Annotated in this window: 27 protein-coding genes; 1 reads left to right on the top strand and 26 read right to left on the bottom strand. The window is 55.6% G+C overall.

Annotated elements, in window-relative coordinates; genetic code table 11:
- Window positions 1-97: 97 nt before the first annotated feature.
- The 10 genes from JQ848_RS10435 to JQ848_RS10390 all read right to left on the bottom strand — a co-directional run bounded on the left by JQ848_RS10435 (window position 98) and on the right by JQ848_RS10390 (window position 12906).
- On the bottom strand, window positions 98-1381 hold the full coding sequence (locus JQ848_RS10435) for an SGNH/GDSL hydrolase family protein (RefSeq protein ID WP_202210635.1): 1284 nt from the start codon (window positions 1379-1381) through the stop codon (window positions 98-100).
- Between the two features lie 187 nt (window positions 1382-1568).
- Complete coding sequence (locus tag JQ848_RS10430; protein WP_202210634.1) at window positions 1569-2324, bottom strand: hypothetical protein; 756 nt, start codon at window positions 2322-2324, stop codon at window positions 1569-1571.
- An 11-nt stretch (window positions 2325-2335) separates the two neighbouring features.
- A complete protein-coding gene (locus tag JQ848_RS10425) occupies window positions 2336-4087 on the bottom strand; it encodes an SGNH/GDSL hydrolase family protein (RefSeq protein WP_202210633.1) in 1752 nt (583 codons plus the stop codon).
- Between the two features lie 73 nt (window positions 4088-4160).
- Complete coding sequence (locus tag JQ848_RS10420; protein WP_235972449.1) at window positions 4161-4502, bottom strand: hypothetical protein; 342 nt, start codon at window positions 4500-4502, stop codon at window positions 4161-4163.
- Window positions 4503-4646: 144 nt separating this feature from the next.
- Window positions 4647-7649, bottom strand: coding sequence for a host specificity factor TipJ family phage tail protein (locus JQ848_RS10415; RefSeq protein ID WP_202210631.1), 3003 nt, complete (start codon window positions 7647-7649; stop codon window positions 4647-4649).
- The gene (locus JQ848_RS10410) at window positions 7646-8026 is read right to left on the bottom strand and encodes a nitrite transporter (RefSeq protein WP_202210630.1); all 381 of its coding nucleotides are present in this window, start codon (window positions 8024-8026) and stop codon (window positions 7646-7648) included. Before JQ848_RS10410 ends, JQ848_RS10415 begins: the two co-directional genes overlap by 4 nt.
- Window positions 8023-8502, bottom strand: coding sequence for a DUF1833 family protein (locus JQ848_RS10405; RefSeq protein ID WP_202210629.1), 480 nt, complete (start codon window positions 8500-8502; stop codon window positions 8023-8025). The genes JQ848_RS10410 and JQ848_RS10405 overlap by 4 nt, the downstream gene beginning before the upstream one ends.
- Window positions 8499-12122 carry a phage tail length tape measure family protein gene (locus JQ848_RS10400; protein WP_202210628.1) on the bottom strand — a complete coding sequence of 1208 codons (3624 nt, stop codon included), beginning with the start codon at window positions 12120-12122 and terminating at the stop codon, window positions 8499-8501. The genes JQ848_RS10405 and JQ848_RS10400 overlap by 4 nt, the downstream gene beginning before the upstream one ends.
- A 72-nt stretch (window positions 12123-12194) precedes the next feature.
- A complete protein-coding gene (locus JQ848_RS10395) occupies window positions 12195-12539 on the bottom strand; it encodes a hypothetical protein (RefSeq protein WP_202210627.1) in 345 nt (114 codons plus the stop codon).
- Between the two features lie 85 nt (window positions 12540-12624).
- Window positions 12625-12906, bottom strand: a complete 282-nt coding sequence (locus JQ848_RS10390) for a DUF4236 domain-containing protein (protein WP_202210626.1) — start codon at window positions 12904-12906, stop codon at window positions 12625-12627.
- Between the two features lie 166 nt (window positions 12907-13072).
- On the opposite strand from JQ848_RS10390, the gene JQ848_RS10385 reads away from it, so the two are divergent.
- Entirely contained in the window at window positions 13073-13723 is a 651-nt protein-coding gene (locus JQ848_RS10385) for a BRCT domain-containing protein (protein ID WP_202210625.1), read from the top strand.
- Between the two features lie 368 nt (window positions 13724-14091).
- Here the strand turns inward: JQ848_RS10385 and JQ848_RS10380 are convergent, their stop codons facing one another.
- The 16 genes from JQ848_RS10380 to JQ848_RS10305 form a co-directional block, all read right to left on the bottom strand.
- Window positions 14092-14574: a hypothetical protein gene (locus tag JQ848_RS10380; protein ID WP_202210624.1), complete on the bottom strand. Its 483-nt coding sequence runs from the start codon at window positions 14572-14574 to the stop codon at window positions 14092-14094.
- An 80-nt stretch (window positions 14575-14654) separates the two neighbouring features.
- A complete protein-coding gene (locus tag JQ848_RS10375) occupies window positions 14655-15818 on the bottom strand; it encodes a phage tail tube protein (RefSeq protein WP_202210623.1) in 1164 nt (387 codons plus the stop codon).
- A gap of 64 nt (window positions 15819-15882) precedes the next feature.
- Complete coding sequence (locus tag JQ848_RS10370; RefSeq protein WP_202210622.1) at window positions 15883-16305, bottom strand: hypothetical protein; 423 nt, start codon at window positions 16303-16305, stop codon at window positions 15883-15885.
- On the bottom strand, window positions 16302-16874 hold the full coding sequence (locus tag JQ848_RS10365) for an HK97 gp10 family phage protein (RefSeq protein WP_202210621.1): 573 nt from the start codon (window positions 16872-16874) through the stop codon (window positions 16302-16304). Before JQ848_RS10365 ends, JQ848_RS10370 begins: the two co-directional genes overlap by 4 nt.
- Window positions 16874-17230, bottom strand: coding sequence for a hypothetical protein (locus JQ848_RS10360; protein WP_202210620.1), 357 nt, complete (start codon window positions 17228-17230; stop codon window positions 16874-16876). Before JQ848_RS10360 ends, JQ848_RS10365 begins: the two co-directional genes overlap by 1 nt.
- Window positions 17231-17233: 3 nt before the next feature.
- Window positions 17234-17623 (bottom strand): protein singed, encoded by a 390-nt coding sequence (locus JQ848_RS10355; protein ID WP_202210619.1) that lies wholly within the window; start codon window positions 17621-17623, stop codon window positions 17234-17236.
- A gap of 40 nt (window positions 17624-17663) precedes the next feature.
- Entirely contained in the window at window positions 17664-18266 is a 603-nt protein-coding gene (locus JQ848_RS10350; RefSeq protein WP_202210618.1) for a hypothetical protein, read from the bottom strand.
- A 50-nt stretch (window positions 18267-18316) separates the two neighbouring features.
- Complete coding sequence (locus tag JQ848_RS10345) at window positions 18317-19282, bottom strand: major capsid protein (protein WP_202210617.1); 966 nt, start codon at window positions 19280-19282, stop codon at window positions 18317-18319.
- 12 nt (window positions 19283-19294) lie between these two features.
- A complete protein-coding gene (locus JQ848_RS10340) occupies window positions 19295-20014 on the bottom strand; it encodes a hypothetical protein (RefSeq protein ID WP_202210616.1) in 720 nt (239 codons plus the stop codon).
- Between the two features lie 87 nt (window positions 20015-20101).
- The gene (locus tag JQ848_RS10335) at window positions 20102-21145 is read right to left on the bottom strand and encodes a structural protein (protein WP_202210615.1); all 1044 of its coding nucleotides are present in this window, start codon (window positions 21143-21145) and stop codon (window positions 20102-20104) included.
- Window positions 21135-22553, bottom strand: a complete 1419-nt coding sequence (locus JQ848_RS10330; protein ID WP_202210614.1) for a DUF4055 domain-containing protein — start codon at window positions 22551-22553, stop codon at window positions 21135-21137. Before JQ848_RS10330 ends, JQ848_RS10335 begins: the two co-directional genes overlap by 11 nt.
- 8 nt (window positions 22554-22561) lie before the next feature.
- Window positions 22562-24049, bottom strand: a complete 1488-nt coding sequence (locus JQ848_RS10325) for a terminase (RefSeq protein WP_202210613.1) — start codon at window positions 24047-24049, stop codon at window positions 22562-22564.
- Window positions 24050-24052: 3 nt separating this feature from the next.
- A complete protein-coding gene (locus tag JQ848_RS10320; RefSeq protein WP_202210612.1) occupies window positions 24053-24661 on the bottom strand; it encodes a hypothetical protein in 609 nt (202 codons plus the stop codon).
- A gap of 8 nt (window positions 24662-24669) precedes the next feature.
- Window positions 24670-24924 carry a hypothetical protein gene (locus JQ848_RS10315; RefSeq protein WP_202210611.1) on the bottom strand — a complete coding sequence of 85 codons (255 nt, stop codon included), beginning with the start codon at window positions 24922-24924 and terminating at the stop codon, window positions 24670-24672.
- Between the two features lie 51 nt (window positions 24925-24975).
- Window positions 24976-25296, bottom strand: a complete 321-nt coding sequence (locus tag JQ848_RS10310) for a hypothetical protein (RefSeq protein WP_202210610.1) — start codon at window positions 25294-25296, stop codon at window positions 24976-24978.
- Window positions 25286-25621: a hypothetical protein gene (locus JQ848_RS10305; protein WP_010657120.1), complete on the bottom strand. Its 336-nt coding sequence runs from the start codon at window positions 25619-25621 to the stop codon at window positions 25286-25288. Before JQ848_RS10305 ends, JQ848_RS10310 begins: the two co-directional genes overlap by 11 nt.
- Between the last annotated feature and the right edge of the window lie 124 nt (window positions 25622-25745).

The raw sequence follows: 25745 nt of genomic DNA, 5'->3' as shown, positions 1-25745 counted from the left end.
CCATACAATAAGGCTATACTTCTCAACCAAACCCCGTGGCTACCACACTCCCTAGAGGTGTTCCTACCCCTCTATGAATGATTAAGGCCCCTAACCTTTATTCGCTAACATAGCTATCGATCAACCCAAGAGTTGCCGCCCCGACAAATGGCGCCATAGACTTGTAAAAACCATGCTGCGAGGCCCCGCAAGGATGAATGGGATCAATCCAATTCCCCATTATAAATCCATCACTTTTTGCTATTCCGTCTGGAGCATAATAGCCACATTCAGGATTAGTCATTGCCCATAGAGGTGCCACAACTAGTAACGGATCACGCAGATCACTTGCAGAGGCGCGCATGGCTCTGATGATTTTTGCATATTTAGAAGTCCACATTTTATTTCGGGCACTGGCAATCGCTGTGGATGGAAGCGTCCTGATAATTTTGGCATCCGGCCAAGCAGCTCGAATCTGAGAGTGGATAATCCTATCGTTATCGTAGATGGAATCGTATATTTTACTGACAGGTCTATCTCTAGCATCATTTGTTCCCAATGCATTTATCACTACATCAGGCGTATCCAGATTAAATCTTTCTTGGTAAAACTTACAATCAAATACATAACCATTACGAATTAAATCCTGAGGATCATCATGCCTTGCTAAGCGAATAAATGGGTTATAAGTAACTCGAGCCCCCTTAGCCAACCCCAAATACAACTCTTCCTCACCATCCACAATCGGAATAGCTCTGTCGTCAATTGCGAAAGTAAAATCTCCGCTTTCCCAACCGGAGCGCCCTTCACTCAGAAGCCCGTCTGATAGACCAGGTGAACTCATGCCTTGTAGTAGGCCGACCATCTGCGGATTAAATCCAAGCTCTCGTAAATATCGGTCAAGCAAACTTGCCCCATCACGATTAACAATACTGTCGCCTATCATCAATACTTTGACAGGAGTACCAGACTGCAATGGAACACTTATGATATTCAATACCATAAAACGACGATCATCAGTAGAATCAGCCGTTCTTAAATTAAGAACAGCTTTTTCCCCCATACTTTTACCCACAGGAAGAGCACTTCCCGTATGCACTTCTGAAGAATCCACCCCACTAATCGTCGCTACAACTTCACTCGCCAACTCCCTGCGAGTCAAAATACCTGCAGGATAAATAAAAGAGCATCCAGCTTCAGCCACGGCTATTTTAGATTCAAATAGCAGACCACCCTTAAAAGGATGGTGGATCACAGGGGGTATATCAGGCTTGCTTAATGCGCTTAACTTATTAAGCTTACGCACCAAAAAAAGATAAACCATAAATGCAGCAAATAAAGCAACAACTGCCATAACCAAAATAAGCTTCACCATGTCTTCATACAAGCCTAAATCCTTCATTCAGCCATCTCGCCCTTTAAAGTCGGAACCGCAGACATGATTCACACAATACATGGAGCCTTTCCATGAACTGGCAGTCTGATATCAGCACATGATATCAATAAGCCTTCCCTTTGAATACAACAGCCTTGGACACCTCAGAAAATCAAGATAAAAATGCCCCTTATCGAGGATGAACGCCCCGTGATTAGACGCTGATACCGCGACGTTGAGACAGATAAGCCCGAATTCGTGCGACGACTGCAGCTATCTCCGAAACCGTCAGCTCTGTCGAGTAATGCGCCCACAGAGCCATCTCAGCAGTTCCAGACCACAAGCTGGAACCTGCATAAGCAGAGCCAATTCGAAACGGCACTGAAGCCGGGGCGCGGCCATAAGTGATAGCGCTTGTTGTCCGAGTCGAGTCAGTGGTGGCATTAATGCTACGGTTAAAGTCCGACTTGGTAACGTCAATGATCAACGACCACTCACCAATAGTGATCATCGTTCCAGCAAACTGAGATACGGGAGCGGACGTAATCGTAGTGAGTCCAGCATCGGAGTACCTCGCTGCAGTTTTCACCAAGGCTCCGTTGGCAGAATCCCAATACAATGCCGCCCCTACCCCTGCCGCCGAGTAAGTGCCATAGAACGCCGGTGAGTGAGCGACGTCGTTCAGAAGATCCTTACTCCGAATCACGCTGAAAATCGTCTGCGTCGGAGCGTCTGCCACTTGGGTGACAAGATAGTTAGCCTGACCTTTGAACTGGATATAGTTTGGAAACTCAGCGGGGGCGCCGACGATTGAGGCGTCCGGCTTGTCCAAAGCATAGTTGCGAGCAGCTTTTGCCACCCCGGTATTCAGGAAGTGCCAAGCCTCGAGATTGCGCGTAACTGGCGGGATAAACGTAAACATTCCTGCGTCTTCCGCGTTGGTGTTCTTGGCGATGAAAGCGGTTCCCATGAGATATTTCCTTAGATCAAGTTAGCGAGGGCGCATGCCAACAACTTGGCGTAGGCCTGATGCATCTGCATTCGAGTGGATTCACGCGGGTGAATAGCATCACCCAACGAACCAGTAACAGCTCCAGTTAACGGATCTGTCATAGGTGTAGAGATGGTGTAACCAGCTTCCTGCGTGACATGAGCCCAGATGGGGAAAACGATCACGTTCGAGTCGTTGAAGTCGTTCCTGACCTGAAGCATCGAACGAATAAGCGGGGTGTATTTGGTGGACCACAGGGAGTCGCGGATCACATCGCGTGGCGTGCCTGGGCATGACAATACGATCTTGGCGCTGGGCCAGGCCGCACGGCACTGGCTTACGATCAATGTGATGTCTGAGTGATAGTTGACGGCAATATCTGCCTCGCTCTGGTCTCGGACGTTATTGGTTCCAAGTGTGATGTTCACGATGGTGGGCGTAGGCAGGCCGAAACGGGTCTGATAAAACGCCGGATCAAACACCATTCCGTTGCGCACCACATCCACGCTATCGAATTCGGTGGCCACCCGTAGGAAAGGGTTAATAGGCCACTTGCTGAGCTTCGGCAGTGACAGGTAATCCGCCTCTCCACCAGGCGCAACGATGCTCACGCGGTCGGTAACCGAGTAGGTGAAGTCACCAGTCTCCCAGCCCTCGCGGGCCTCACCCAGTTCGCCGGCAGCGTTGTCGTCATCGCTCGAACTGGCTGATCCATTGATAGTCCCGAGAAACGTTGGCGTGTACCCCCAACCTTCCAGATACTGCTTTTGCATCTGGCCGCCTTGGCGATTCTGGATGGAGTCGCCAAGCGTCAGGATGTTGCCCGCCCCGACACCCGGATTAGGCGCTGAAAGACAATTCAGTGTCAGTCGAGTGCGGCTGGATGTGGCGTGTTCCGATCGTAGGTAGAGATAGGCTTGAGCTCCAATGTCCTGAGTAAAAAAACGCATCTCATCAGAGCTGGTAATGATCTCTGGTCCAGACCTTGACGCAAAAGTACCTCGCACCAAATTGGTATCTGAGCGTTTCGGCAAAATATTGCGGACGTAAATAGAAGTCGGCACTCCTTGTACGCCGCAAATGGGGCCGGCGATAAGCGGAATTGTTGAAAGTACATCGGCTATCACCGGAGTGCTGCTTTTAGTTAGGTCATTCCATAAAAACCCAAGGTCATCGATGACCAACATCCCGTCACCCGGAACGGGCCTCCAGCTCATGGAGCCAAAAGTTGTTCCATCAGGGCCATCATTAAAAATCATGAAATCTTCAGCATCCAACATCGATGTGCCTTCTTGTGACCTTGTGGCAGCCGCCATACCTGGCAGATCGAATCCATCAGAGTTGATCGAGCCCCAAGCAAAGCCAAGCTCATCTAGCAGAACGTAAATGGGCGCCCCATCAGCCGGGCTAATCAGCTTCAGCACTGTATCTATCGCTTCCGCACTTGAGATCTGACCTACCTTGACAGCTATTCCTGCATCATTGCGGTAGCGCGTCTCATAGGTGTTGCCCGTTTCAGGCACAGTGAAGAACCGATTGTTCGTACCAGTTCCATTGGTAGCCTCAAGCCCTTCATCCACCGTAATAAAGGTGCCTGTGCTCGCCATGAAATCAGCATATATTTTCTTCAGCGTTGGCTTCGTAACCCCGTTGATGACAACAAAGTCTTCATCGGATAAAAACAACGAGTTGGCGTTATCCACCAGCTGTTCAAAAAGCTGAAGGTCTTCGGCTCCGCTCATAAATGCTCCAGACGAAAAAAAGCCCACTCAGTGGTGGGCTATAAAATTGATAAGTGATCTGTGGATCGAGCGGTTAAGTCGCGCCGGGCCAAGACTTCGTGTACCAGCGCTCCAGCAGACTGCGGAGCTGGGCATTCATGACACCGATGTCCATCCCGGCGAGCAGATCCGCCAGTTCAGCCTCATTAACGATCGGCAGTTCGAACAGCTCAAGCGTGGCGGTGTAGCGCCAGTGGTTAACGCCGACGAGCTCTGGCCCTTGGTAGATGTCCGTGAACCTGACTCGTGTCAACTGCAGGCCCAGTGGGCTCTTGATCGGACACAGGAACCAGTCGATCCAGTTAATCCCCCACTTGCACCAACCCTCGAACAACCTTGCCTGTTCAGCAGTGCAGAGCCAGGAGGCGCTGACCATGGTCGGGACACTCCGATACAGTCGTCGCTGGACAGCCCGCCCGCTCATTTTTGGTGAACGCAGGACTGGACTGACCGGGGTAAAGCCGTAACCCTCCCGCAACGGTAGGGGCAAACCCTCCGGGTAAGTAAGCATGGGCAGTCCTTAGTTAGGTGCAATGCCGTTGTCGTCGGTGTAGTAATCGTCGCGATACTCGGCTGCTGAAAAACTGCAGGTGCCGTCGCTGTCAGGGGCGATCTCACTGAGCATGGTGCTATACCCCACTTGCGTAGAGGCAGCGAACAAGAGGCGCGCCGGCTCAATCGACAGGTCCGTGACCAGATCGAAGTCCAGCGCGGCGGCTGGAATGCTCATCGTGTAATCCGAAAGCCGCGTAGGGGCGATCAGCGGTGTGGCCGATCCGTCATGCCGGCGGATCAGAATGCGTGGATTGTCCACGTTCCAGTCCAGCGGCTCGGTCACAGTCAAGATGACAAGCTCACTCACCTCCTCGGCATCGACAATCAGTGCTGACTGGCTGGTACCGGGAATGTCGTCAGCCAGCACAACATGGTCAAGGCGCTCGTAGCACAGCGCCTCCAGGTCGGTGTTGCCTGAATAGCTCCAGCGCTGGTACAGATGCTTGCGCAACTTACGCATACCGATGCGCCAGGCGCGGTCACGGCTGAGCACTCCATCCAGCTCAATCGTTTCCACCTTCAAGCCAATACTCCCATTCAACCGGCATGGAACGGTCTCAAGCGACCAGGTCTGAGGGTCGATATATTTAACATCCACACCGTCGAAGTCATCCGGGCTTGGCGCCTTGAAGCTGGCATTAAGCTCGCTGCTCATCTCAAAGTTGGTGATCGTGCCCCGGGCAGGCTGAACCCCTTCACGAATTGAGCTGATGAGGCCATCTGTTAACGTCAGATGGCTCATGCCGGCCGCGAAGATCGTTTTGAGTACGTCCCGTACTGCTGACTGCTCCGTAAACTCAAAGTCGAACGTTTCGCCACGAGGCGTCCAGTAATTCGTTTCCAGTTCATTGAGCTTGGCAACATCGGTTTCACTGCGGGGAATCCCAAGGCTGTCCAGGACGTGGAGCGCTCCATGGCTGATTGAGCGACCGACGCCACCTTCGTACAGGCGCTCTGCGACCATGCTGACACGCCGATCAGACTGGGCGCCCAGTCGGTCACCTGTGCGAATGCTTGCAGTGAAGATGGTCACACCCTCATAAGATGCCGGCGCCTCCAGTCTTGAGCGCAGTCCATACCAGTAAGCCGTATCACGCGTATTGCCTCCCTCCTCCGGAACGCCCCTCCTGACACGGACTTGTGGGCGCATCCGATAAGGAAGGTTCAGTACAAACGTGAACCCAAGGGCGTCTTCAGTGCTTTCAGTGATGGTGTTGACGATGCTCGTCCAGTCCCCACCAATCGCCGCGTCGCGCCAGTCCACGTGAATATTGACCGTGCCCGCACGCCTGCTCCCGCTGGATTTGTACCAGGCCAGGCCCGAAGGGATGTAGATGTCATATTCCAGGGTGTCAGTCAGCTCTTCCTCTGGAGTGGCCATGAATGGCCCAAGCCAGTTCAGCTCACCGGTATCGTCAGAGCCCAGCGAGAAATCAAGCAGAGTGCGCGCCGAGAACCCTACCCATGACGCATCAGCCGTACCAGCATCAGTCAGGCGCGTCACGACCATCGTCAGTGCGTCCAGCCCGGTGATCTGGTAGCGATGGCCTCGGTACCCGAGAGACATCCTCTGCGCACCGTCATCCAGCCCGGCAAAAGGGTTGCCGTTGTCATAACTCAATGTGATGTATGCGGCTTGTTCCGGCACTCCGCCCTCTGAAGCGGAGCCGACTGTATAAACAGGACCAACACCGAACAAGGTCACGGGGGCGTTCGACTGGGAAAGCACACCACCCTTGTAGGGGCTGGACGGTTCCGCTATCAGCAAGCGGCCAGAGTTGTCCTGAGCGGTAAGCCCCATGCCGGATAACTGAGCGTTGATAGCGGATATAACGCCACTCATATTCACGAAGTCGGATGCCAGCGAGATAGTACGGCTGTCACCCTGATATGTAAGCGTCCAGACAATCGCTGATTCGCTGAAATCGTAAGTGGTTGGAGAAGCCGCTGCCTGAACTGACGAAGGACTTCCGCCAGTCCCAGCCACAGGAGGCACATACGGAGAGTAACTGACCACTACCAGGTCGTAATCCGAATCCGTGGACAGAGTGACCTTCATTCCTACGAAGGGCGCCAGATCATCCAGAGGTCCTGCAATCTGATCGTATGCACCCGCGTTGCTGACCATGAACGTGTTGGGGGTCTTCAGTGTAACGGTGGTACCTATCGCCCAAGTCTCAGGGAAGTCGGGACTATCACCAGCGAGACTCACGCTCAGGCCGCCCAGAATCAACGCATCTGCTACCACTGACGAGCCGCCGGACGCTGTCGAAGCCGTATCCAATCCTGAAGTGCCTGCGTCGGTACCGCCGACCTCTCCCACCGAATACCAGTTTTCGGCCCGGCGATCCTCCGTAAGGCTGGCTCCTGGCGGATAGAATGCATACTGCACATCCGAGCCAAAGGCCGCTAACGGGGTGTCGCCGATCTTGATGCTGCTGGCCAACACCGAATGCTCACCAGCACCCACACATAAACAGAGAGTGGTGTGCATTTCCCGTTTGTTGACGAAGCGCGATACAGGTTGGACCACGTAATCAGGAAAGACTTTGCTACGCCCAAGGACCTCGCGTACAGGCTCGTTCACCTTTGCCCGGTTGGCCTTCGCTGGGTTGGTGTCGATTGAGCTGCCTTGCCCAGGCTGCGACATATCCGGCGCGGCCATGGTCAGCACCATCACCAGCGCAACTGCAGCAATTGCCACTGCAGCCCACGCAGCAGCAGCTGCTGCGCCCGCTCCGCGAGCCTCTGGGTAAATCCGCAGATCGGTATCAGGCAGAACGACGAAGCTCTGCCACTGTTCCACTGGCAACGTTACGCCACTCACCTCAATACAGATTGGATGCGCCCGGTCCAGCTCGAACCCGGACGCTAAAACTTTGATCCAATCCACGAGCAGGATCGGAGCGGTGATGTTATGCGTTTCCAGCGGCTCCCCTTCTAACCGGCTTGGGTAGATGCGAATCATCGGTAGTACTCCACGCGGACGAAGCGGCGCTCGAAACGGCGAATAGGGGTGTAGCTGACGTTTCGGCGAGGGTTGATCTCGAGGACCTCAAGCACGCCATTGACCTCTACGACGATGCCCACGTGATCCTGCACGCTCCCTCGGTAGGCAGCGACAACAGCGCCATGCCTTGGCTCGCAGGGGGTAACCGAGTTCTGAATCATTTCATCGCATGCCCGGGCAAAGCCCCCATCTGCCTTGCGCATCTCTGACCACTCTGGCCAATCCGGCAAGCCCAAGTCCCGGCGCACCTCCAACACCAGCCCGTAGCAGTCAACGAACGGCCACAGTCGGCCGCCCTCGACGTATTGGCCGAGGGTGTATTTATCGAGGTTCATAGGTAGCGAAGCCCTGGGAATTTGTTCAGGTTGTAGGTATTGCGAGGCCAGGCAGTGTCGAGCAGATCGAAGTAGCCGGCGGTGATCGATACCTGGGTGGCTGTGACCGCTCCAGACTTGATCTTAAAACGGTTGGGCGCATGTGCCGGGGCTCCAAGGTCATCAGAGGTGTACACCCGATAGACCAGTGACATGCTGCGCCCGGCAGACAGCGCGGATCGAATAAAGGCTGACGCCACGCCATCAATGTTGCTTAGGGAAAAATTCAGATCCTGTGTGCCGTCGTCATTACGGGCCGGGATGGCCAAGTCCATTCCACAAGGTGTGCAGGTGACAACTGCCCCTGTTTCCAGCGTCACTACCAGCTCATCCCAGCCCTTGGTTAGGTAGTAAGTAGTGATGCCATCCGTGACCTGAAGGACCTCATGAATGATTTCAGGGCCCGCGCTGGCATACAGCCTTTTGAGAATGCTCACCGCGCCGCCCTCTTCAACCCATAACCACTGGTGAGTGCTCGAGTCACTTCACCGTTACCTTGCGCCAGATCTCGGGCAATCTCGCGCTTTGCCTGTTTGATGATGATCTTCATCTGATCACCGTCGCGCTGCGTCTCTACTTGAGCTCCGGCGTAGTTGTGAACGGAGACATTCATCCCGCTAGAACCTCCCGATCCAGAGCTTTGCGCGCCAGAGCTGGAAGAGCCTGTTCGTGCCGCTCCGATTGGTGTCACGTTGCCCTTACGCAGCGATTCAACAGCTGCAACACCCCCGAACCGGCTGATATCCGCCTGGCTCCAAACGACCTCGCCCTTGTGCACCATGCCCGCCGGCTCGTTAACTCCCCCAGCGCCTGTATAGCCGCCAGATGAAAAGCCTTTGATCATTGCGTATGCAGCAATCAAGGCTGTACCACCTACAACCGCAGCGGCACCGAATGAACCGATGGAAGCAACGAGTGCTGCAGGCAGCCAAGAGGCGATGGTTGTAGCTGCAGCCGAAACGTTGGCTGCCAAAGTGGTTGCGATTGCCGCGAGTGTTGAGCTTGTACTGGCTGCGTCAGTAGCCAATTTCGCGGTTGTTTTGATGCCTTCGGAGGTCACGACTGCGCTGGTTTCTGCGGTAATACCCGCCATTTTCAAAGCATGCACCACCACCCACTTTGCAGTGATGTCAGATAGAGCCTGGAGCACAGAGCTGCCCATGGTCGAGCCAAGGTTGACGAAAGCATCGCCCAGGCTTGTGGTGCCTTTGATCAGGCCTTGGATCTGGTCAGAAATTGATGTGGTTGTGCTGCCCAGCATCTGAGCTGTCGCATCTTGGGTTTGCTGGTTGTAGTCAGTGGCGATGTCGAAATAGTTCTGCCAGGCACTTGAAGCACCGGCTAGCCAGTTGTTTTGCGCGGCATCCTGCTGGTTGTAATTGTCTTGCTGCATCAGCAGCCGCTTAGCAAGGCCCTCCTGAACAATGGCGTTTTCTTTCGCATATAGGTCAGGGGAAATGCGCTTTGTGTTGAATTGCTCCAACAGAGCTGCTGATTGGCGGGCGTAGTCCTTCTGGATTGCCAGATCTTCTTTGAGGCGGGCCCGGGCTTTGTCACCCAGACCGATACCTGCAATGTTCGCGTCCAGCCCATCCTGAGCCGTGGCAAGTCGACTGTCCTGATTCGCCTGGAAAGCCGACAGTTTCGCCACTTCCTCAGCAGCGGTCTTGCGCAGCTCGTTTTCCCGCTCAAGCCCAGCGTTGCGCTTAAGTTGAGCAGTGATGAGATCCTGATTGGCTATCAGTGATTTCTGGTCAGCCGTTAAGGTCTTCTTGCCCTTGATATCAGCAAGTTCCTGCTCCCACTTGATCAGGGCCTGGCCTGATGCACCGAGCTTGTCGACTTCACCCTTCTGCAGGCCGATAAGGCTGTTTTGCTGCTGAAGAACCGCGAATTGCTGCCGCGCCTGGTCGAGCATCTTTTGGCCGGCGTCTTCGGTGTAGGGCTTTGTGGCAGGTGTCTTCGCGTCCTTGTAGGAAGGGTTGTCGCGGATTGCCTTTAGTGCCGCCGCCTCCTGCTCATTCGTGATTTTGTATCCAGCGAGCCGAGACTTATTAATTTCATCCTGCGCATCTTTGAGAGCCTTGTCTCTCTTCTGGGACTTGGAAGCACGGGCTTCGATGCTTTGTTGAAATTTCTCGTAGGCAGCCAGCCCCTCACGCTGAACTCTCACAGCTTCACCTTCGGCTGCGGCCCGCTCCCTTGCTGCATTGTTTATATTGTTGACCGCGTCGATTTGAGCCTGAAGAGCTTTTATCTGTGCTTGGGCATCAGCATCCTCATACCCGCTACCCAGTGTCGATTTAAGGTAGTTGATCTTCTGCTGGATTTTGGTGACGTCAGGCCCGGACACATCCTGGCGGCCAATATCAAAAATCGCATCCCATGCCGATTTTGCTGAGCTCGTTACGTCATCCCAAGCCTTCTCGATAGAGCCAAGGTTCTTCTTGATCTTCTCCGATCTTGTGTCCAAGGCTGTCGAATAAGCATCTTCAGCGATAACCGCCGCAGCCTGCTTGTCGCCCTGCTGCTCAAGCGCGCGAACCTGCTCATAGACAGAAGCAGTAAGAAATCCGTATTTCTCGTTCAGTGCGGCAATAGCCTTTGTTGGGCTGTCCGCGATTTTCTCGAACTCGGCTATGGTCTCGCGAATTGCTTTCCCAGTGGCGTCCTCCATCTGCAGCGCAGTGGTGGATATCATTTCGAATTGCGCAACGGGAATCTTGGCCGACTCTGCAAGCATGGCGAGTGCAGCAGCCGCATCCGCAACAGTAGTGGTCGAGCTACCAACTCGCTTCGCCATAGCTCCAAGATCGGCAGCTGTGGTTCCTGCGTAGTTCCCCGTTAGGATCAGAGCGTTGTTGTAAGCGTCTGCCTCCTTGCTGCCTTTGTTGTATGCATAAATCAAAAGACCGATAGCTGCAGCCGCAGCGGTCACAGCCCCGACCATGGCAAGCATGCTGATACCAGCCCCGCTAGCTCCGGCTCCCAAAGCAGCCGCTGCTTCTTTGGCATTCTTTGCGGCATCGGTAGCAGTGTTTGCGCTATCTGCCATACCGCCTAGGCCGTCAGCTGCGGCTTCAGAACCTTCCGCGACGGCATTTTGCTGAGATGCCAGCTCCCCAAGAGCGGCTCCGGCACCAGCAATTCCCGCGCTACTGCCTGCGACCGAAGAGAAGAAGCCTTTGACTTTGCCACCAAGCACATCAACGGTGTTGCCAATACCGCCAAACGAGTCCTTGATCTGCCCGCCTTGCTGAAGCAATACCAGCAGAGGATTTTGCCCGGCAGCCAGGCTAGTGAAGATGTCCGTGAACTGCATTGGGAGTTGGCGCAGCGCCGCCTCGGTTTGCCTGGCGCTGATGCCCGTTTTCGACAGTCCCTCGTCAAAGGCGGACAAACCTTGGCGAGTGCTATCGAGACGCGTCGAATAGTCCTTAAATGTCTCCGTGTCGAGCAGACCAGCCTTGTGAAATTGCCCGAGCTTGCTCTGCATATCATCGAGGCGACCCAGTGCAGCCACTGCCGGATTGATCTTGCCGAGCAGCTCGCCCAGTTCTTTCGCCTGAAGGTCGGTGGCGACCGAGGCATTTCTAGTAGATACCGCGGCTTTGTCGGTTGAGCCAACCAGAGCATCCGATTCAGCCCGCAGACGAGCAGCGAGAGACGAAAGGCTTCTAACCTTGTCGCTGGCCGCGTCGAAGGAGACAGATGCTGCAGAGGTGCTGGCAGACAATGCCTTAACGTAATCGCTGGCCTGCAGGGAGTTAGTTGCCATGGCAAGCAATCGAGCACTCGCCTCGGCGTAGCTTTCCGAGCTGCTGGTGGTTGATTTGGCAGATCCATCTGCCGATTTTCCCAGTTGACCAAGGCTTTCTCCCGCCTTCGATGCCGTTTTTCCGACACCATCAATCCCAGCCCCAGCCTTATCCATGGCAGGCTTGACGCGAACACCCGCATCTTCAAGCGCTCCAAGCGCCTTACGCACGTCAGCCGCTTTCTGCTCAGCGTCCCGGCTGTCAATCTCAAGGACAAGGCGAGATTTATGCTCAGCCATAGTTTTCTCCGGGCGTAAAAAAACCACCCGAAGGCGGTTTCTGTGAAATTGCTCTGACTTTTTAATCCCTTATTAAAGGCACTCGCGAACTGCGGCTTCAATCGCTGTTCGGCCTACACCAGGCATCCATGCAACCCGCTGAAAAAAATCTACCCTACTACCTGAAGCTGTCGTGTTGATTTCTAAAAGCTCATCAGCTAACTGAAACTCTCCGATGACTAGACGGTAGCCGCTTACTGTTTCTGACATTGATGTTGCAGATCTAGCGTCCTGCCAGCGCGGAAGCACACACAAAGCATATTGTTTTGGCTCTTTCTTCGAAGCGGCGCTCAGAGTTGGCTTCTTTGCTTTCAAATCGCCTGGAGACACGCATCCCGCCAGCAGCCCCAGAGCCAGCGCCCCTATCAAAATTCGCATGTCACTCCCTCAATTTAATTTGGCTGGACTTTAGCATTGAGAGCAGAGTGCAAAAAGCCCAGCGAGAGGGCTGGGCTTTTCGTGGTCAGCTGAAGATCCACCATAGGAAGGCTGCAATCATCAACCAAGTCAAAACGTGCGCCCACATTGGCACCGGCGCTACTTCGGACGCTCCCTTCTTCCTCTGCCCATAGAGTTTGGACGCCGATAAACCGGAGCCCGGTATGCTGGTAGTGACCCGCGTACCGCGCTTGCTGAGGTTGGCGGTTAAACCCTTACCGCCTACCGAGGTACTGACACCACTTTTGCTGAGGTTGATCCGCACGCCAGGTGCAATTTTGAAGCTCTTTCGAAAGCGCAACGCCATGACTCAACTCCGGAGGAAGGCAATTAGCCATCATCCCGTAAAGCAATAACGCTTTCCATCCTGTCCACCCATCCAGCGTGGATAGAATGCCAGTGGCTAGGACGCGATCTGTCGTAGTAGCGTTATGCCTTCTTTCAGCCAAAGATTGAGAAGCGAGGCGCAACCGATGACCGATATACACAACGAATTCCAGAAGAGCCGTTTCTTCCATGATGCACGTATCGACAGGCGCAGCGCTGATGCCCTGACCGGGCTAGCGGCTGGCCTGGTTGCAGATGGCGTTGTTACACAGAGTGAAGCAGTCTTCCTTAAGCAATGGATCGAGCAGAACCTTGCCCATTTAGACGATCCGGTCATCAACCTTCTCTATCGTCGACTCAGCGAAATGCTCGTTGACGAAAAGCTGGACGCAGATGAGTCAGCCGACTTGCTTGAGATGCTGCGGAGCTTCTCCGGTTTGCCTGCTCAAGAACTTTCGGGGGCAGCAGTTGCCGCAGCTTCATCACGCCCCACAGACCTACCATTATGCAAGCCCGCACCCGAACTACAATTTGAAGGCAAGAATTTCGTGTTCACAGGAGTCATGGCATTTGGCCCTAGAAAGGAATGCCAGCACCTTGTTGTTGAGCGTGGCGGCATACTCGGTGGCGGGGTCAGCAAGAAAGTGGATTACCTAATCATTGGCAGCATAGGTAATGAGCAATGGCTCCACACTTCTTATGGCGCCAAGATACTCAAAGCTGTTGAACTGCGTGATGCAGGCGGAGCAATATCAATCGTGTCTGAGGATCATTGGCAGGCCGCCATCTTCCGCTAGAGACAACCAGCACGGCAGCAGGGCTTCTCCCTATTAAAAGCTGAGCACTCTTGATGCCACTGCTGCAGCTTTAGCTCGGCTCGCTGGATAGTTTCAAAAGCCGCTTGCGAATCCACTTTTGACTCAGTTCTCCCCCTCCTCTGCCAAACAAATCGCATCCAGCGCAAACACAACCTCGTCTACATGTCGCCGAGGCAAAGGCGACGGGTGAGCCTCCAGCCAATCTGATATTTCCCTGGCTGATAGCGGCAGCGGGAATGCACCGGCCATCGTCGAAAGGAACCGGCGACCACGACAGATATTGCGGAAAGTATTCAACAAGTAGCCGGTAATCGTATCGGTGGCCGGCTCTTCGGGAACAGCTATCTTCAGGCGCTGATAGATGAGCTTTCGTTTTTCGCTGCCCGACCAGTCTTTTTCCCACTCGAACCGGTCGATGGCTTTTTTACTGTTTCGGCCAGTTCCTCTTCCTTCTCGGCAGTCACTGCAGCACCACCACGAAGTGTAAACAGCAAGAAGTCGACATTGGACTCAAGCAGCTGGGCGGCGGCGGTTGGCGAGTATTTCAGCTCGTTGCCCTCCTCGTCCTGCACACCCTTCCAGTCCTTGACGATGAAGTTGCCCAGCAGCATTGCGTGGTTCTGCAGGTCGGTCAGCTCGCCTTCGACGACGCCAACTTGTCCTTCGCCAAAGCGCGCGTCGTTGCGCTGAATGCGACGGTTGTGACGCTCCAGAGCTACGCGGTATTCAACATTGTCCGTGCCAGCCAGCAGTACTTTCGTATCCGCATCAAAATCCACCCACTTCTCGCCATCCTGAGTGGGTTCTTTCTTCTTCAGCTTGAGAGCCATGATGATTACTCCAACGCCATGCCATAAAAGGACCGCCCCGGCAGGCGTAAACACCGGAGCGGTCAAAGTCTTGCAATCGATTAAGCGGTAACGGTGATGGTCGAAGTCGCGGTCTTCGTTGGGTCGGATACGCTCGTGGCGGTAATCACCGCAGAACCGGCCGATACACCCGTGACCAGGCCTGAACTGCTCACTGTCGCCACACCGGGAGTCGCACTGCTCCATGTGACGTTCTGCGCTGCTTCAACCGGAAGCGCTGAAGCAGTCAGCTGCCGGGTTGCGGCTACTGCGATCGAAGCAGTAGTAGGCGCGACAGAAATGCTGGTGACTGCCGCGAATGGAACCCGAGTGATGGTCGGGCTGATCTTGGCCACTGTGTAGTTGAGCGACACTTCGACCAAGTCTCGCTTGCCACCGCTTGGCAGCTCCCCATCGACCTCCACTGCTGGGAAATCAAAGATGTACTTGTTGCCCAAGCTGTCAGTAATCGGGAACTGAATGGCCACCGGCACGCGAGTGAACGTGTTCTTCCAGATTTCCCATGCCCGAGCTGACCACGCCAGCGTGATAGTCCCTGTGATAGCTGCTTCGGTGGCGATTTGTGCGCCCGGACCGAGCTTGTCGCTGCCAATGCATCGTTGTGCCTGAAGGCTGTTGTCCAGATTGATGGTCATGGCCGATACGCAGGCCGAACCCTCCAGCGAAGCACCATCAACCAGAATGGTGCCAACGTTGTTTTGGCTCAGGAATGGAGTAGTGGTCGGATCGGCCGGAGCTGCTACGAGTGGCGCATCGCTGTCGGCGTAGTCCAGGCACGCCATATTGAAGGTGGCGGTGATCTTGCCGTCAGCCGGGATGTCCAGAGCAAAAGTCGATACGTGAGCGCCCTTGAACAGGCTGTAAACGCCCACGTCGGTGTAGCCCTTAGCAATGCTGAAGGTGTGACGAACATCGCCAACAGTCAGCACGTTAGCGGTCCATACACCGTAAAAGGCAGCCTCAAGCAGCTCGTCAAACGAGCCATACGAGAACTCGGCCGCCAGATCGCCAGCGATATCGACGCTGGTGGCCACCGAGCCCTGACTTACACGAGATGCGGTGATCTCGTCGCTGACCACGGTGTTTACCGTAGGCGTCAGCGCATTGCCTGTCAGTCGCAGCGTGTTCCAAGTGCCGGTTGTTGGGGTAATACCTGGTGTCACTTCGGGGATGATGTGACTGACAATCTTTGCGCCGGAGCTCATTCTTTCCACCTTTTTGTGGGCATAAAAAAACCCGCTCAAAGCGGGTGGGATGGGTGCTGCTGGATCAGCCGGCGCGGAACCGGATGTTCACGTTGATCTGATAGAACCCTTCGAATTCGCCGGCCACAACCTGACTGGCCTCCATACACTCAAGGTCACCACTGCTCCAGTAGCCAAAGTGAGCCTCAAGAGAATCTGCCAACTCGTTAATGGCCTTGATGCCTGTACGCACCCTGGTGAAACACTGAATGCTGATCTGACCGGGCTTGCGGGTATAGGGCTTGTCGGCCATGCCTGCCATGAAGGCTGTGGCGTACTGGATGTTCAGGCGGCACCAGAGACCCGAGGCAGGAGGCTTGAAGATTCCTGAGGTATCGAGATTTTCAGGTGGGTACGGCGCATTCGGATAGAAGATGCGGTTCTGCTCAATACCTGCGTAAACGGCAACTCGCGAAACTATAAGCTCGCGGATTTCTTCGAAAGTCACTTGTAAGCCTCGCTGACACCGATGAAGGCCAGGCCATAAATACCACCCGGGGCTTGGGTGGAATGCCCATTTTCCAGCGCTTCTGCATACGGCAGATTGGTCTGGATGTAGATCACCGGAAACAACCCGGCTGACTGGATGGAGCTGGTGCCATCGGAGATAGTTGCACCACCTTGAGCGTCTACGCGACTTGTCACAGTGAAGTCTGGCGCGCCGATGGATACGATGTGGCTACCTCGGAAGGTGCCGCCTCTGTACCCCGCGCCGGCAGCCTTAGCGTCAACGTAAAAGTTCTCCTTGCGCTCCCGTTTTGTCAGCTTCTTGAACTTCTTGCGGCCCGTGCTCACTGCGTTACGCGCGTCTACGTTGGCATCATAGGCATCCGCTAGGGCGACGTTCTTGGCCTTCAACTTGATATTGGCCTGCCAAAGGTCGGGGTTTCCCACGGGCGACCTGTTTACAATCTCGGTCAGCATCGCTTGGGCGATCACCCTTGCCATCTGACTCAAATCTTCGGCCGCCTGATCGGCGAAATCCGTCAAGTTGGTGCTCCAACCGGTGGTAGCCATCAGACCTCCCGAAGCTGGATCTCGTAGTGGGCGCCGGCCGGGTCAACCTGGACGTTCATCACGTCGAATCCGTTAATCTTGTGCCCAACCTGCGGAGTACCCGTTGTTTCGTTGGTCAGGCAGATAAGCAACTGATCTGTAGCCTTGATGTTGATCCCGTCCACCATGGCGATTTTGAAACCATCGAAAACTCCACGACCCGAGTAGGCGACGACGACCTCTCCTGTTGATTCCTCAGTCACTGGGTCCCATGTTCCGGGTAATGTCACCCCTCCGGTGAACAACTGGACTGCATCAGCCAGATCAGTGTCGAAGGCTTCGGCCAGATCAGCTTGGATCTCTTCGCGAATACCCATGGGTCACCTGTACACGCTGAAAGCGAATGGGCTGCTACGCCATGGGGCCAAGAGGGCCAGCGCGAACTGTACGTCGCCAGGCTGTGCGATGATCTTGCTGCTATCCAGCGAGGCGAAGGTCTTGCTGGTGGTGACCGATCCAGCCTTCACCGTCTTGGCCTCCAGCGAGCCTTCAGTCTTCTGCTGATACAACTTGCCCTCTGCGGCGACCTTGGCCAACTCAGCGCCGGCCTGCTTCACCTCTTCTGGGACAACGTCCAAATCGACTCCGACCAGGTTGAGCGTGGTCAGATAAGCGTTTGCCTGCAAAACTGCGCGCGCCTTCTTGTCCTCAGTGGTCCAGTTGGCCCCAAGGATGGCGTCTACGTCCGCCACAGTGATGTAGGTAGCCATCGGGCCTCCGCTTAAATGGATGGGGCCGGAGCCCCGGGTGTTACGACTTCGAGAGCTCGTCGACCTGCTTCTGCAGCGACTCTTTCGAGGCGTTAGCGCGGTAGGTGATGCCGGCAACGTCGAGCTTGGTCTTCAGCTCAGCTACTTCCTTTGCCTCTTTCGACTCGTCCGTTTCCAGTCGAGCCTGCTCGGCTTGAGACAGAAGGTCGTCGACCTGCTTCTGCAGCGTGCGAGACTTCTCGACCTCAACATCACGATTATCGCGCAGGCTTTGGATTCCGGCATGAATGGCGGTAAGAGCATCGAACAGGCGGATCGGCAGTTCGCCAGCTTCTGGATGCTCCAGGGGGATCAGGCCTTCGACGGACTCGATCAGCACGCGGATGGCGCCACTTTCGGCGCGAAGCTTGCCGACCAGCTCTTTGAGTTCTTCTTGATCGCTACCACCAGTAACCTGCACCCGCACAACCTCTTTCACGCTGACATCAATGCCGGCAACTTTGTAGGCAGCCACCACATTCGGCCAATCACCAACCACCAATACACTGGTCACACCAGCCTCTGGCTTGTCGAAGTGCTCAGGGTTGCGATACCGCTTACCTGGATCAAATCCACCACGCTGATTGCTGTAAGTAAGTTCCATGAAGCTCTCCGTGGCGGCCATTCCTGGCCGCGCGATGAATTGAGGGGTTATTAGCCTTCGATAGGCGGTGGAGTCGCCGTCAGCTGAATCATCACGCCTGCGGTGACCTTGTTGCTGCCAGCATGCTTGATCCAGTTGGCCGCAGAGCCCACAGCCGCCAGCGTCGGGTTTGAGCCGCCAGTGGTGGCCTTCCAGCTGTAACCCAGCACATCGATATTCACAGTGCCTTCTGCGCGATACCCAATTGCGAGGTTCTCTTCGTCGTTCACTTCATACGATCGGAAGCCTGGCGCCTGGGACTCGGTGATGGTTACGGCGTTTGGTAGCAGCCCGAAGATCACATCTGCGGGCGCGGTATCGGTCACCAGTACCGGCTTACCGAGGGTGCCAGGCAGACCACCGTAGATCACGACACCAGCTTCTTCGTAGATCTTGTTAGTGATCGCTTCGTCGACGATGTCGAAGTAGGCGCTGGAGTGCATTACCCACAACGCGATACGACCGAACTTGTCGCCAAACTTGCGCATTCCGCGAGTCAGCGTCTTCTTGCCGTCGGTTTCAATGTTGGCCGAAACCACCATGTCGGCGTTGGAGCCAATTGCTGCGCGAAGGCCTGCGGTAGCGTATTGGATGAAACCTTCCAGAGTCGCGTCCGCTACGTCTGCACCCACGATCTGGGAGAATTCCTCAACCGGGCGACCGCGACGCTTGAACGCCTCTTCAGTGGTCTGGTACGGACCGTACTTCCAAGGGGCTTTAACGCCAACAGCTTCGCCAGCGCTAATTTTCTTGGCAGTCACTTTGGTTTCGGAGTTGACGTCGCGGTGCTCGAGCGAGCCGTTCAGCTTGTACAGAGCACGTTTACGAAAGTCGCCTTCAATCAGCTCGTTGTCGAGCACCATCGCGCCATTGGACGAGGCGTTGAAAACATCGAGGTTGTCCTGAACGCGCTCAAGGTATGCGGTTTGCGCCTCATCGTTGTAGATGATCAGGTCGCTGTTAACAGTTGTAGCCATGGGTAAATCCCCTTATTTGGGCAATTGCAGGTATGCGGTTTGTCCATGCTTTCGCTGGTAATCACGCTTCTGCTCGGAGGTCATTTCAGAACGTTTGAATGCGGCCCCGCCGCCACTCCCAGCACCTCCAGCCCCGCCGCCAGATGCCTTGCTTCCTGCGATCAATGGACCAAACGCAGGGTCTTTCATGAATTCAGCTTTCAGCTCGTCCAGCGTGGTCGCCGAGAGCTTGCCGGCTTGGTCCAGCACTACTACGGCAGGCTTGCCGTCGCGCTGTTCGACACTCAGGCGGCGTTCAATATGGGGAAGCAATGCCTTGGCGCTGCCCGGGATGGCCAGCGTGGTCGCGATGTCAGTGGCGGTGCGGCCAACGGTCAGATCCCGGATCTGCGTAGTCAGCGTGCCGCGCTCCTGCTCCAACATGCCGTTCAGCTCAGCTTCGCGGCGGTTGTACTTCTCGGACCAGGACTTTTCGAGCTCCTCGACGTTGCCGGACTTACGGGCGGACTCTTCACGCTCCAGACGGGCTGCGTCTTCAGCCTCTTTACGCGCCTTGTCGGCCGCCTTCTTCTCGTCCAGCAACTCCTGGACCTTCGACTTCAGGCCGGAAACGTCCTCTGGCTGAGGTAGACCCTCGATATTCAGGACAAACTTGCCATCCTTTTCGACGTACATGCCCTGAGTGGTTTCATCGACGCCTTCGAGGGTGTCCAGTTGGAATTTTAAGGTCATTGCTGTCTCCCAGAGACTTGGTGCAGGCCCTGCCTGCGGACATAAAAAAGCCCCACCGAATGGCAGGGCTGTTCAACCTGGTGCGAGTTACAAGCCCGCTCGTTCAAAAGCCAGCGGCTCAAGGTCTTTCAGTTGCTGAAGGGTTAGAGTCTTACCGTTGTCGTCGATGAATTTGTCCAGGGACAGTTCGCCCTTGCTGAACAGCGCATAACGATTCGGCCCTAAAATGTCGCGCTGGAAGGCAGCAGGTTGCCGCACCAGCCATTCCTGATAACTCGTCTTGCTCGACACCAACGCCACCCCATCAGGCCCGATTGAGGGCCGGGTAGAGCCGGGAATCTCCCGCGCAAACTCAACCTTCAGCACCGGCACCAGGGAAGTGCGGCACCCCCAGTGGTACGGCGGCTTCGGACCATCAAGCGGAATCACCGTCTGGTCGATGCTCATGCAGTACAGCGTGGTCTTTGAGTCGAGCGTGGCAATCCGGCGCATACCCTTAAGGATGTCGTCGTTAGCCTTGAGCACCTCAACCCTCGCCGTGCTTGCGATATGGTTGGTCATTGTCCGTACCAGCGAGGAAGCCTGGTCCTGCTGCAGCTGGTGAATACCGGTCAAACGCCGGCTGATCTGCTGGCTGGTTTCACCCAATGACGAACCAATCTGAATCTCGCCAATGATCTCGGCGGCCTTCTTGGTACCGAACTGGTCGAGCGCACCATTGATGCTGATGCGCTGAACGCCTTTGCGGGCCTCCAATTGCAGTGGATCCGCAAGTGCAGCGGCGGACACTATCTCTACCGAGGGAACGTTGAGCTGAATCACCGCCCGAACCACCTTACCCAGCATGGTCGCGTTGAATTGAGCCTCGTAAGCGGCGAACTCTCCTAAGTCGAGCCTCGCCCTTCCCTTCAGGTCGTCGTATATAGCCCGCAAATCGATCTGGAGCGTTTCTATCTGCGAGGTGTAACGACGAGTGCCGTAAGCACTCAGCCCCTCCGAGACTCGCGCCTTGGCCGTTTTGATCGCCTTCGCTAGGAACACAGCCACACGCTTAAGGTTGCCGCCCGCATACCGCTGGACGTAGACCTGATGGCGGGTAGCCGCGTCCTCAAGAAAGCCTTCATTGCTCATCGCTACCGCCTACAGGTGGTTGGCTCGCCAGCTCTTCATCTATGAGTTCGTCAGTACGGTCAGCCTCAAGCACACCACCCTGACGCAGATTCACGCGGACATCCGACTTCGCAATGAAGCCCTGCTGCCAAAGCTGCACCTGAGCCAAGATATCCTGAGCGGTCATGGTCTCGTCGAAGAACGATTGATTGAGCCAGAAGACGGTGCCTTTCTCGTCCGGCTCGCCGATCATGAATCGCTCGGCGTCAAGGATGGCCCGCTTGATTGCTTCTGAAACGTTGCCCGCAATGGTGCCCAACACGCTGTTATCGGAGCTGTACCGAATCCGGACAGCTTCTGCCGTCTCAGCGCCGCCCCCCTGCTGGACAATGCGGGCGCCGATCATCAACATCTGCTCTTCTTTGTCCTTCATCAGCGCGCGAGAGAGCTGGGTTTCTTGGGCTTGGACCAGAGTTGCGGTACCGGATTTTCCAAGGTTGTAGCCCCGGGTAGAACCGATGTGCATGCCGTTCGGGTTCAGCCGGATGAAACTGTCCGGATCAATGTCTGTGGTGATAAACAGCGTCGGCTGGCTGCTGATAAAGCCGCTCTCTTCCACCGTGGCACTGTTGCCGTAGTGAAGAATGTTCACGTCAGCCAAGTCCTCAAGCGGCGACTTGTCCACACTGGCATCGTTGTTCTGGGCGCCGAAGAAACTAAAAGGGATGTGGCTGAATGCTTTGCCGGCCTTGTCAGTAGGCTGCGTCTCTGTAAAAGGTCCGTCACCCTCTTTGTAGACACGCTGGACATAGCGCCCATCCACCAGCAATAGAACCCGATTCTGCTTGAAGGTTACGCGCGTCAACTCTGCCGGATTGAACTCCGTAACGCATTCTTGCAGGTTCACGTAAACCAACTTCTTCACGCCGTCGATCACCTGCTCTTCCCAGTCGATGATCGCTTCAGCGTCGTAGAAATGAACCAAGGCGCGCTTGGTGGCCAGATCGGCCATCGAAGAAACGCCGGTTTCAGTGTCTACCTTCGGGAAATCAGCCAGGAAACCGCCGCGCCCTGTATCCAGACACTCGCCTACTGCCTCTTTCGAGAGCTGCTCAAGGCTGGTGCCGTCGCCGCTGGCATTTTCCTTCAAGTACTCCACGCCAGTCGGCAGGTTTAGTTCAGCAGTCTTGCGGAACACCGCTCCCATCAGGCCAGTACGCGTGCGCCCGGTCACGTTGAGGAACATCGCCCTCTTTTTGTATTGCTTGTATCGAGCCTGATTCTCTGCAGATTTATTGCCAGGATCCGGCTGAGGCAAGTAGATGTCGTACTGTCTGATCTCACGGGCGCCAGCCACGCAGCGTTTTACAAGCTGCCAGCCAGGCAGGGCTTCTGTGTACTCTGCCCGAATGTTGCTGTAATTCGCCATGGATGGCCTCAGAAGGTGAAGGAAACAGGTACATGAGTCACGGTGTTGCGCTTAGTCTTGGCTACCGCGAAGTACCGGAAGGCGTCAGCTCCGTGGCTTGTTTTGTCGTGTAGAGGACGATCTTTCCAGCAGCCGCGCTTGTCGTCCCACTCCTTGCGGTAGCCCTCAAGGTGGGAAATACCTTCATCGCACTTGGCCTCATCGAATGCACACCGAGGCAGGATCTCTCGAGCCGCTTCGATCCCATCGTCTACACCAATCTTGGGCACCACTTGGAATGTCATTCGGTACACCTGCCCGTCGATCTCGTAGCCCTCACGAGCCAGTTCCCGGCGAGTCTTTGCATCGCTACCAAATTCCCGATTATCGATGTCGTGCGGCCCCCAGTGCTCGGAATAGGTGTAACCCTTCTCCTTGAGCACCTTCATGTAGTGCCGCAAGCCTTCGCCGCTGTTTTCGTAGTAGTCGATGATGTGAAGCTCTTCGCCTACCTGTCGCACGAACCAGATGGCAGTGGAGTCGCCGACACCGATGTCCCAGAAGGTCATGACCGGCAGATGGCCGTTGTTTGGGATAGTGCCAATCCTCTTCTGCGCGTAAAGCTTGGTCAGCTGCTGCGCGTAATAAGCGCCCTCTACCGACTGCTGGAAAGCCTCGACGGGGATCGAAGGGTATTCCCGCTTCATGTCGTCGCCGAGCGTCTTCTCTTTGGCAGCGTACCAGGCGCGCTGGCCGTCATTGGTGATGATCCCGTGCTTGGCGCGCAGCTCATTGAAGTAATCGGTAAGTCGCTGTGGGATGACCGCATCAGCAGGGTCAAGCCAGTAGTCCTTGTTCTTCCACCAGGAGAAGAAGAAAAACTTCCAATCCAGCAGACCTAGGGGAACACACGCCAGTTGTTGCCGTTCCGCGCTCTGCGAGTAGTCGAAGAAGTAGCCCGCCCGGCCCTCCGCCGTCGACTCAATCGTGACGAAGCAATCTGTGGCGACAGCCTCGAAGGCGCCGGTGACGATCTCTCTGGCCTTGTGTGGAAACTTGGCGCAGATCTTCCCGAACTCGGATACGTGCAGATACCGTAGAGTCCCGCCCCGGAAGGACGTGGACACATAGAGCGATCCGCCCTTACTGAACACAAGCTCGCCAGCAGCATCGTTAGAAGCAGGGTTGGCAGCGCGTATTTCAGCAGGCAGGTTGTCGTAGGCATATTTGACCTTCTCCCGGAACAGGCGCTTTGCGTCGTTCAGGGTGTGAGCGATCAGGGCGCACTTGGCCGACTCGAACAGGGCTGCGTCCAGCTGGATGATGCAACACTCCGTGGTGAAGCCAAGTTGTCGGGCCTTCAGGATGATGTTGCGGGTGTGCATCCCCTCGAAGTATTCGATCTGCTCGTCCGTCATCCGGAAGCGGACTTTCTTGCCCTGCTTATCCGTGATGAAGTAGAGGTTGTTCAGGCGCCAGCGTTTGTCCCTGAGCAATTTCATGTGCTCGGGTTTCATGCGTCAGGCTTCCTTAGAGAGTTCGTCCATTAGCTTGGAGAGTTCGTCGGCTTCGCTGCCGCCAGATTTGGCGTCGAGGTCGTAGGCTTGGCGCTCCAGGGAGATAAGGGTCTTCAGCGTTTCGGCCATTTCCTTCATCGTCTTAGAGCGACCCGGCAAGTCGATGATCTTCTGATAGAGATCGTTTCGCTTGTCTTGCCCATTGTCGTCCGGCTCACGCATCAGCTCGCCCAGCTCTTCGAACAGATGGCGGTTGTCGGTCAGGCCTTCCAGCTCATCCAGCAACTTGTTGGTGAGCCGCCGGCCGCGCGAGATGTCGCCACGGTGAGCCATGCGGATGCTCGCAATAACCTCTGCGTTGACCTCAATAATCTCCCGCTCGGTTTCCACTGATTTGCTGGCAACCTGCGTGGCAACCTCGCGCTTGGCAACCAGTGCATCGGCCTTGGCTTTGATCTTTGCTTTGAGGTCTCGCTCCCAGCCATGGGCCTTGGCGCGCTTCTGAATTGCGGTATGCGACACACCACAGGAAGTAGCGATCTCTCTCACCGAGAGCAACCCGGCCCGGTAGGCGCGTTCGATTGCCTTCCAGTCGGGTTGCTTGGTTGTCATGGGAATCCTTACTCGGCCGGCTGATCAAGCAGCACATCAATCAACTTCTGCTCACCCAGACGCATAGCGCCCAAGCACTGCAAGTCATCGCACTTAGGCCCTAGCCCGAATACGGTGACCTCACCTTTTGGGCCGATCAGGGTTAAGACTCCAACAGTGCAGTCCGGATGCTCCCCGGCATCGAGGTCATCAGCAATCTTGCGCAGGGTCTTGGCGGCGTCACGCCAGTCTTCGCGTTTGAACTCCAGGACCTTGATCATCATTTAGCCTCCAGTGTCGCGACACAATTCGTTAAGTTGTAAAACGTGTCGCGGCTACTTCTGCTTGTCACAGCCCATGCACTGCTCACAGTTCAGCGTACGGCACAGCCAGGCCTTGACCCGCTGCCAGTACATGACCATGAAGATATGCCGTAGGCCGGCCAGAGCCAGGAACACAAGAAGCGTCGTGCCGGCCGTAGTCGGCGCGAGGAAGATGTTCTGGTTTCGCGACATCACGACGTAGCCGCTGATAGCGATGACCGAATAGATCAGCTTGCCAAGGATGCCGTCTCGCACCTTCCCGCTTACCACGCACCAGAACGCCCACAAGGCAATCAAGCCGCAGGCTATGGAGTTGATCAGATCAAGGCTCATCGCTTCTGCCTCCCCCGAACCTCTGGCGGATAAGCGCCCAAAGGTCGGCCGCTTTGATGGCTCGGTTAATTGCTGCCAGGAGCGAGCCGCCGAAGGTGCCCAACAGAAAGCCAATGCCAGCAACGATGCTTGGCTCAGTGACACCCAGATAGGCGCTTACCATTCCCGTCAGGTACAGCGAGCAGGAAACTCCAGTGATCAAGAAGATCATCCAAGCCCGCCAATCGGTCAGGTCGTCTTTGTGCCACCAACTGGCGACGATCACCCCAAATAGACCCGCTATCAGTAGGTCGAGCCTGTCGAGCAGGCGGTGCAGAAAATCCATGCGCTCGACTCCGTGGGGCATGACAAGATTAGAGTCAGCCCGAGCAGCACTCCCAGCTCAGAGCAATGGGCGTGGCGGGGCCGAAAACGAAAAAGCCCCGGCATTGCCGAGGCTTGGTAGATAT

It is taken from the genome of Pseudomonas paraversuta, from assembly GCF_904067025.1.
GTDB classification, from domain to species: domain Bacteria; phylum Pseudomonadota; class Gammaproteobacteria; order Pseudomonadales; family Pseudomonadaceae; genus Aquipseudomonas; species Aquipseudomonas paraversuta.
The sequence above is the reverse complement of the archived record's forward strand: the minus strand, read 5'-3'. Positions and strand labels throughout refer to the sequence as shown.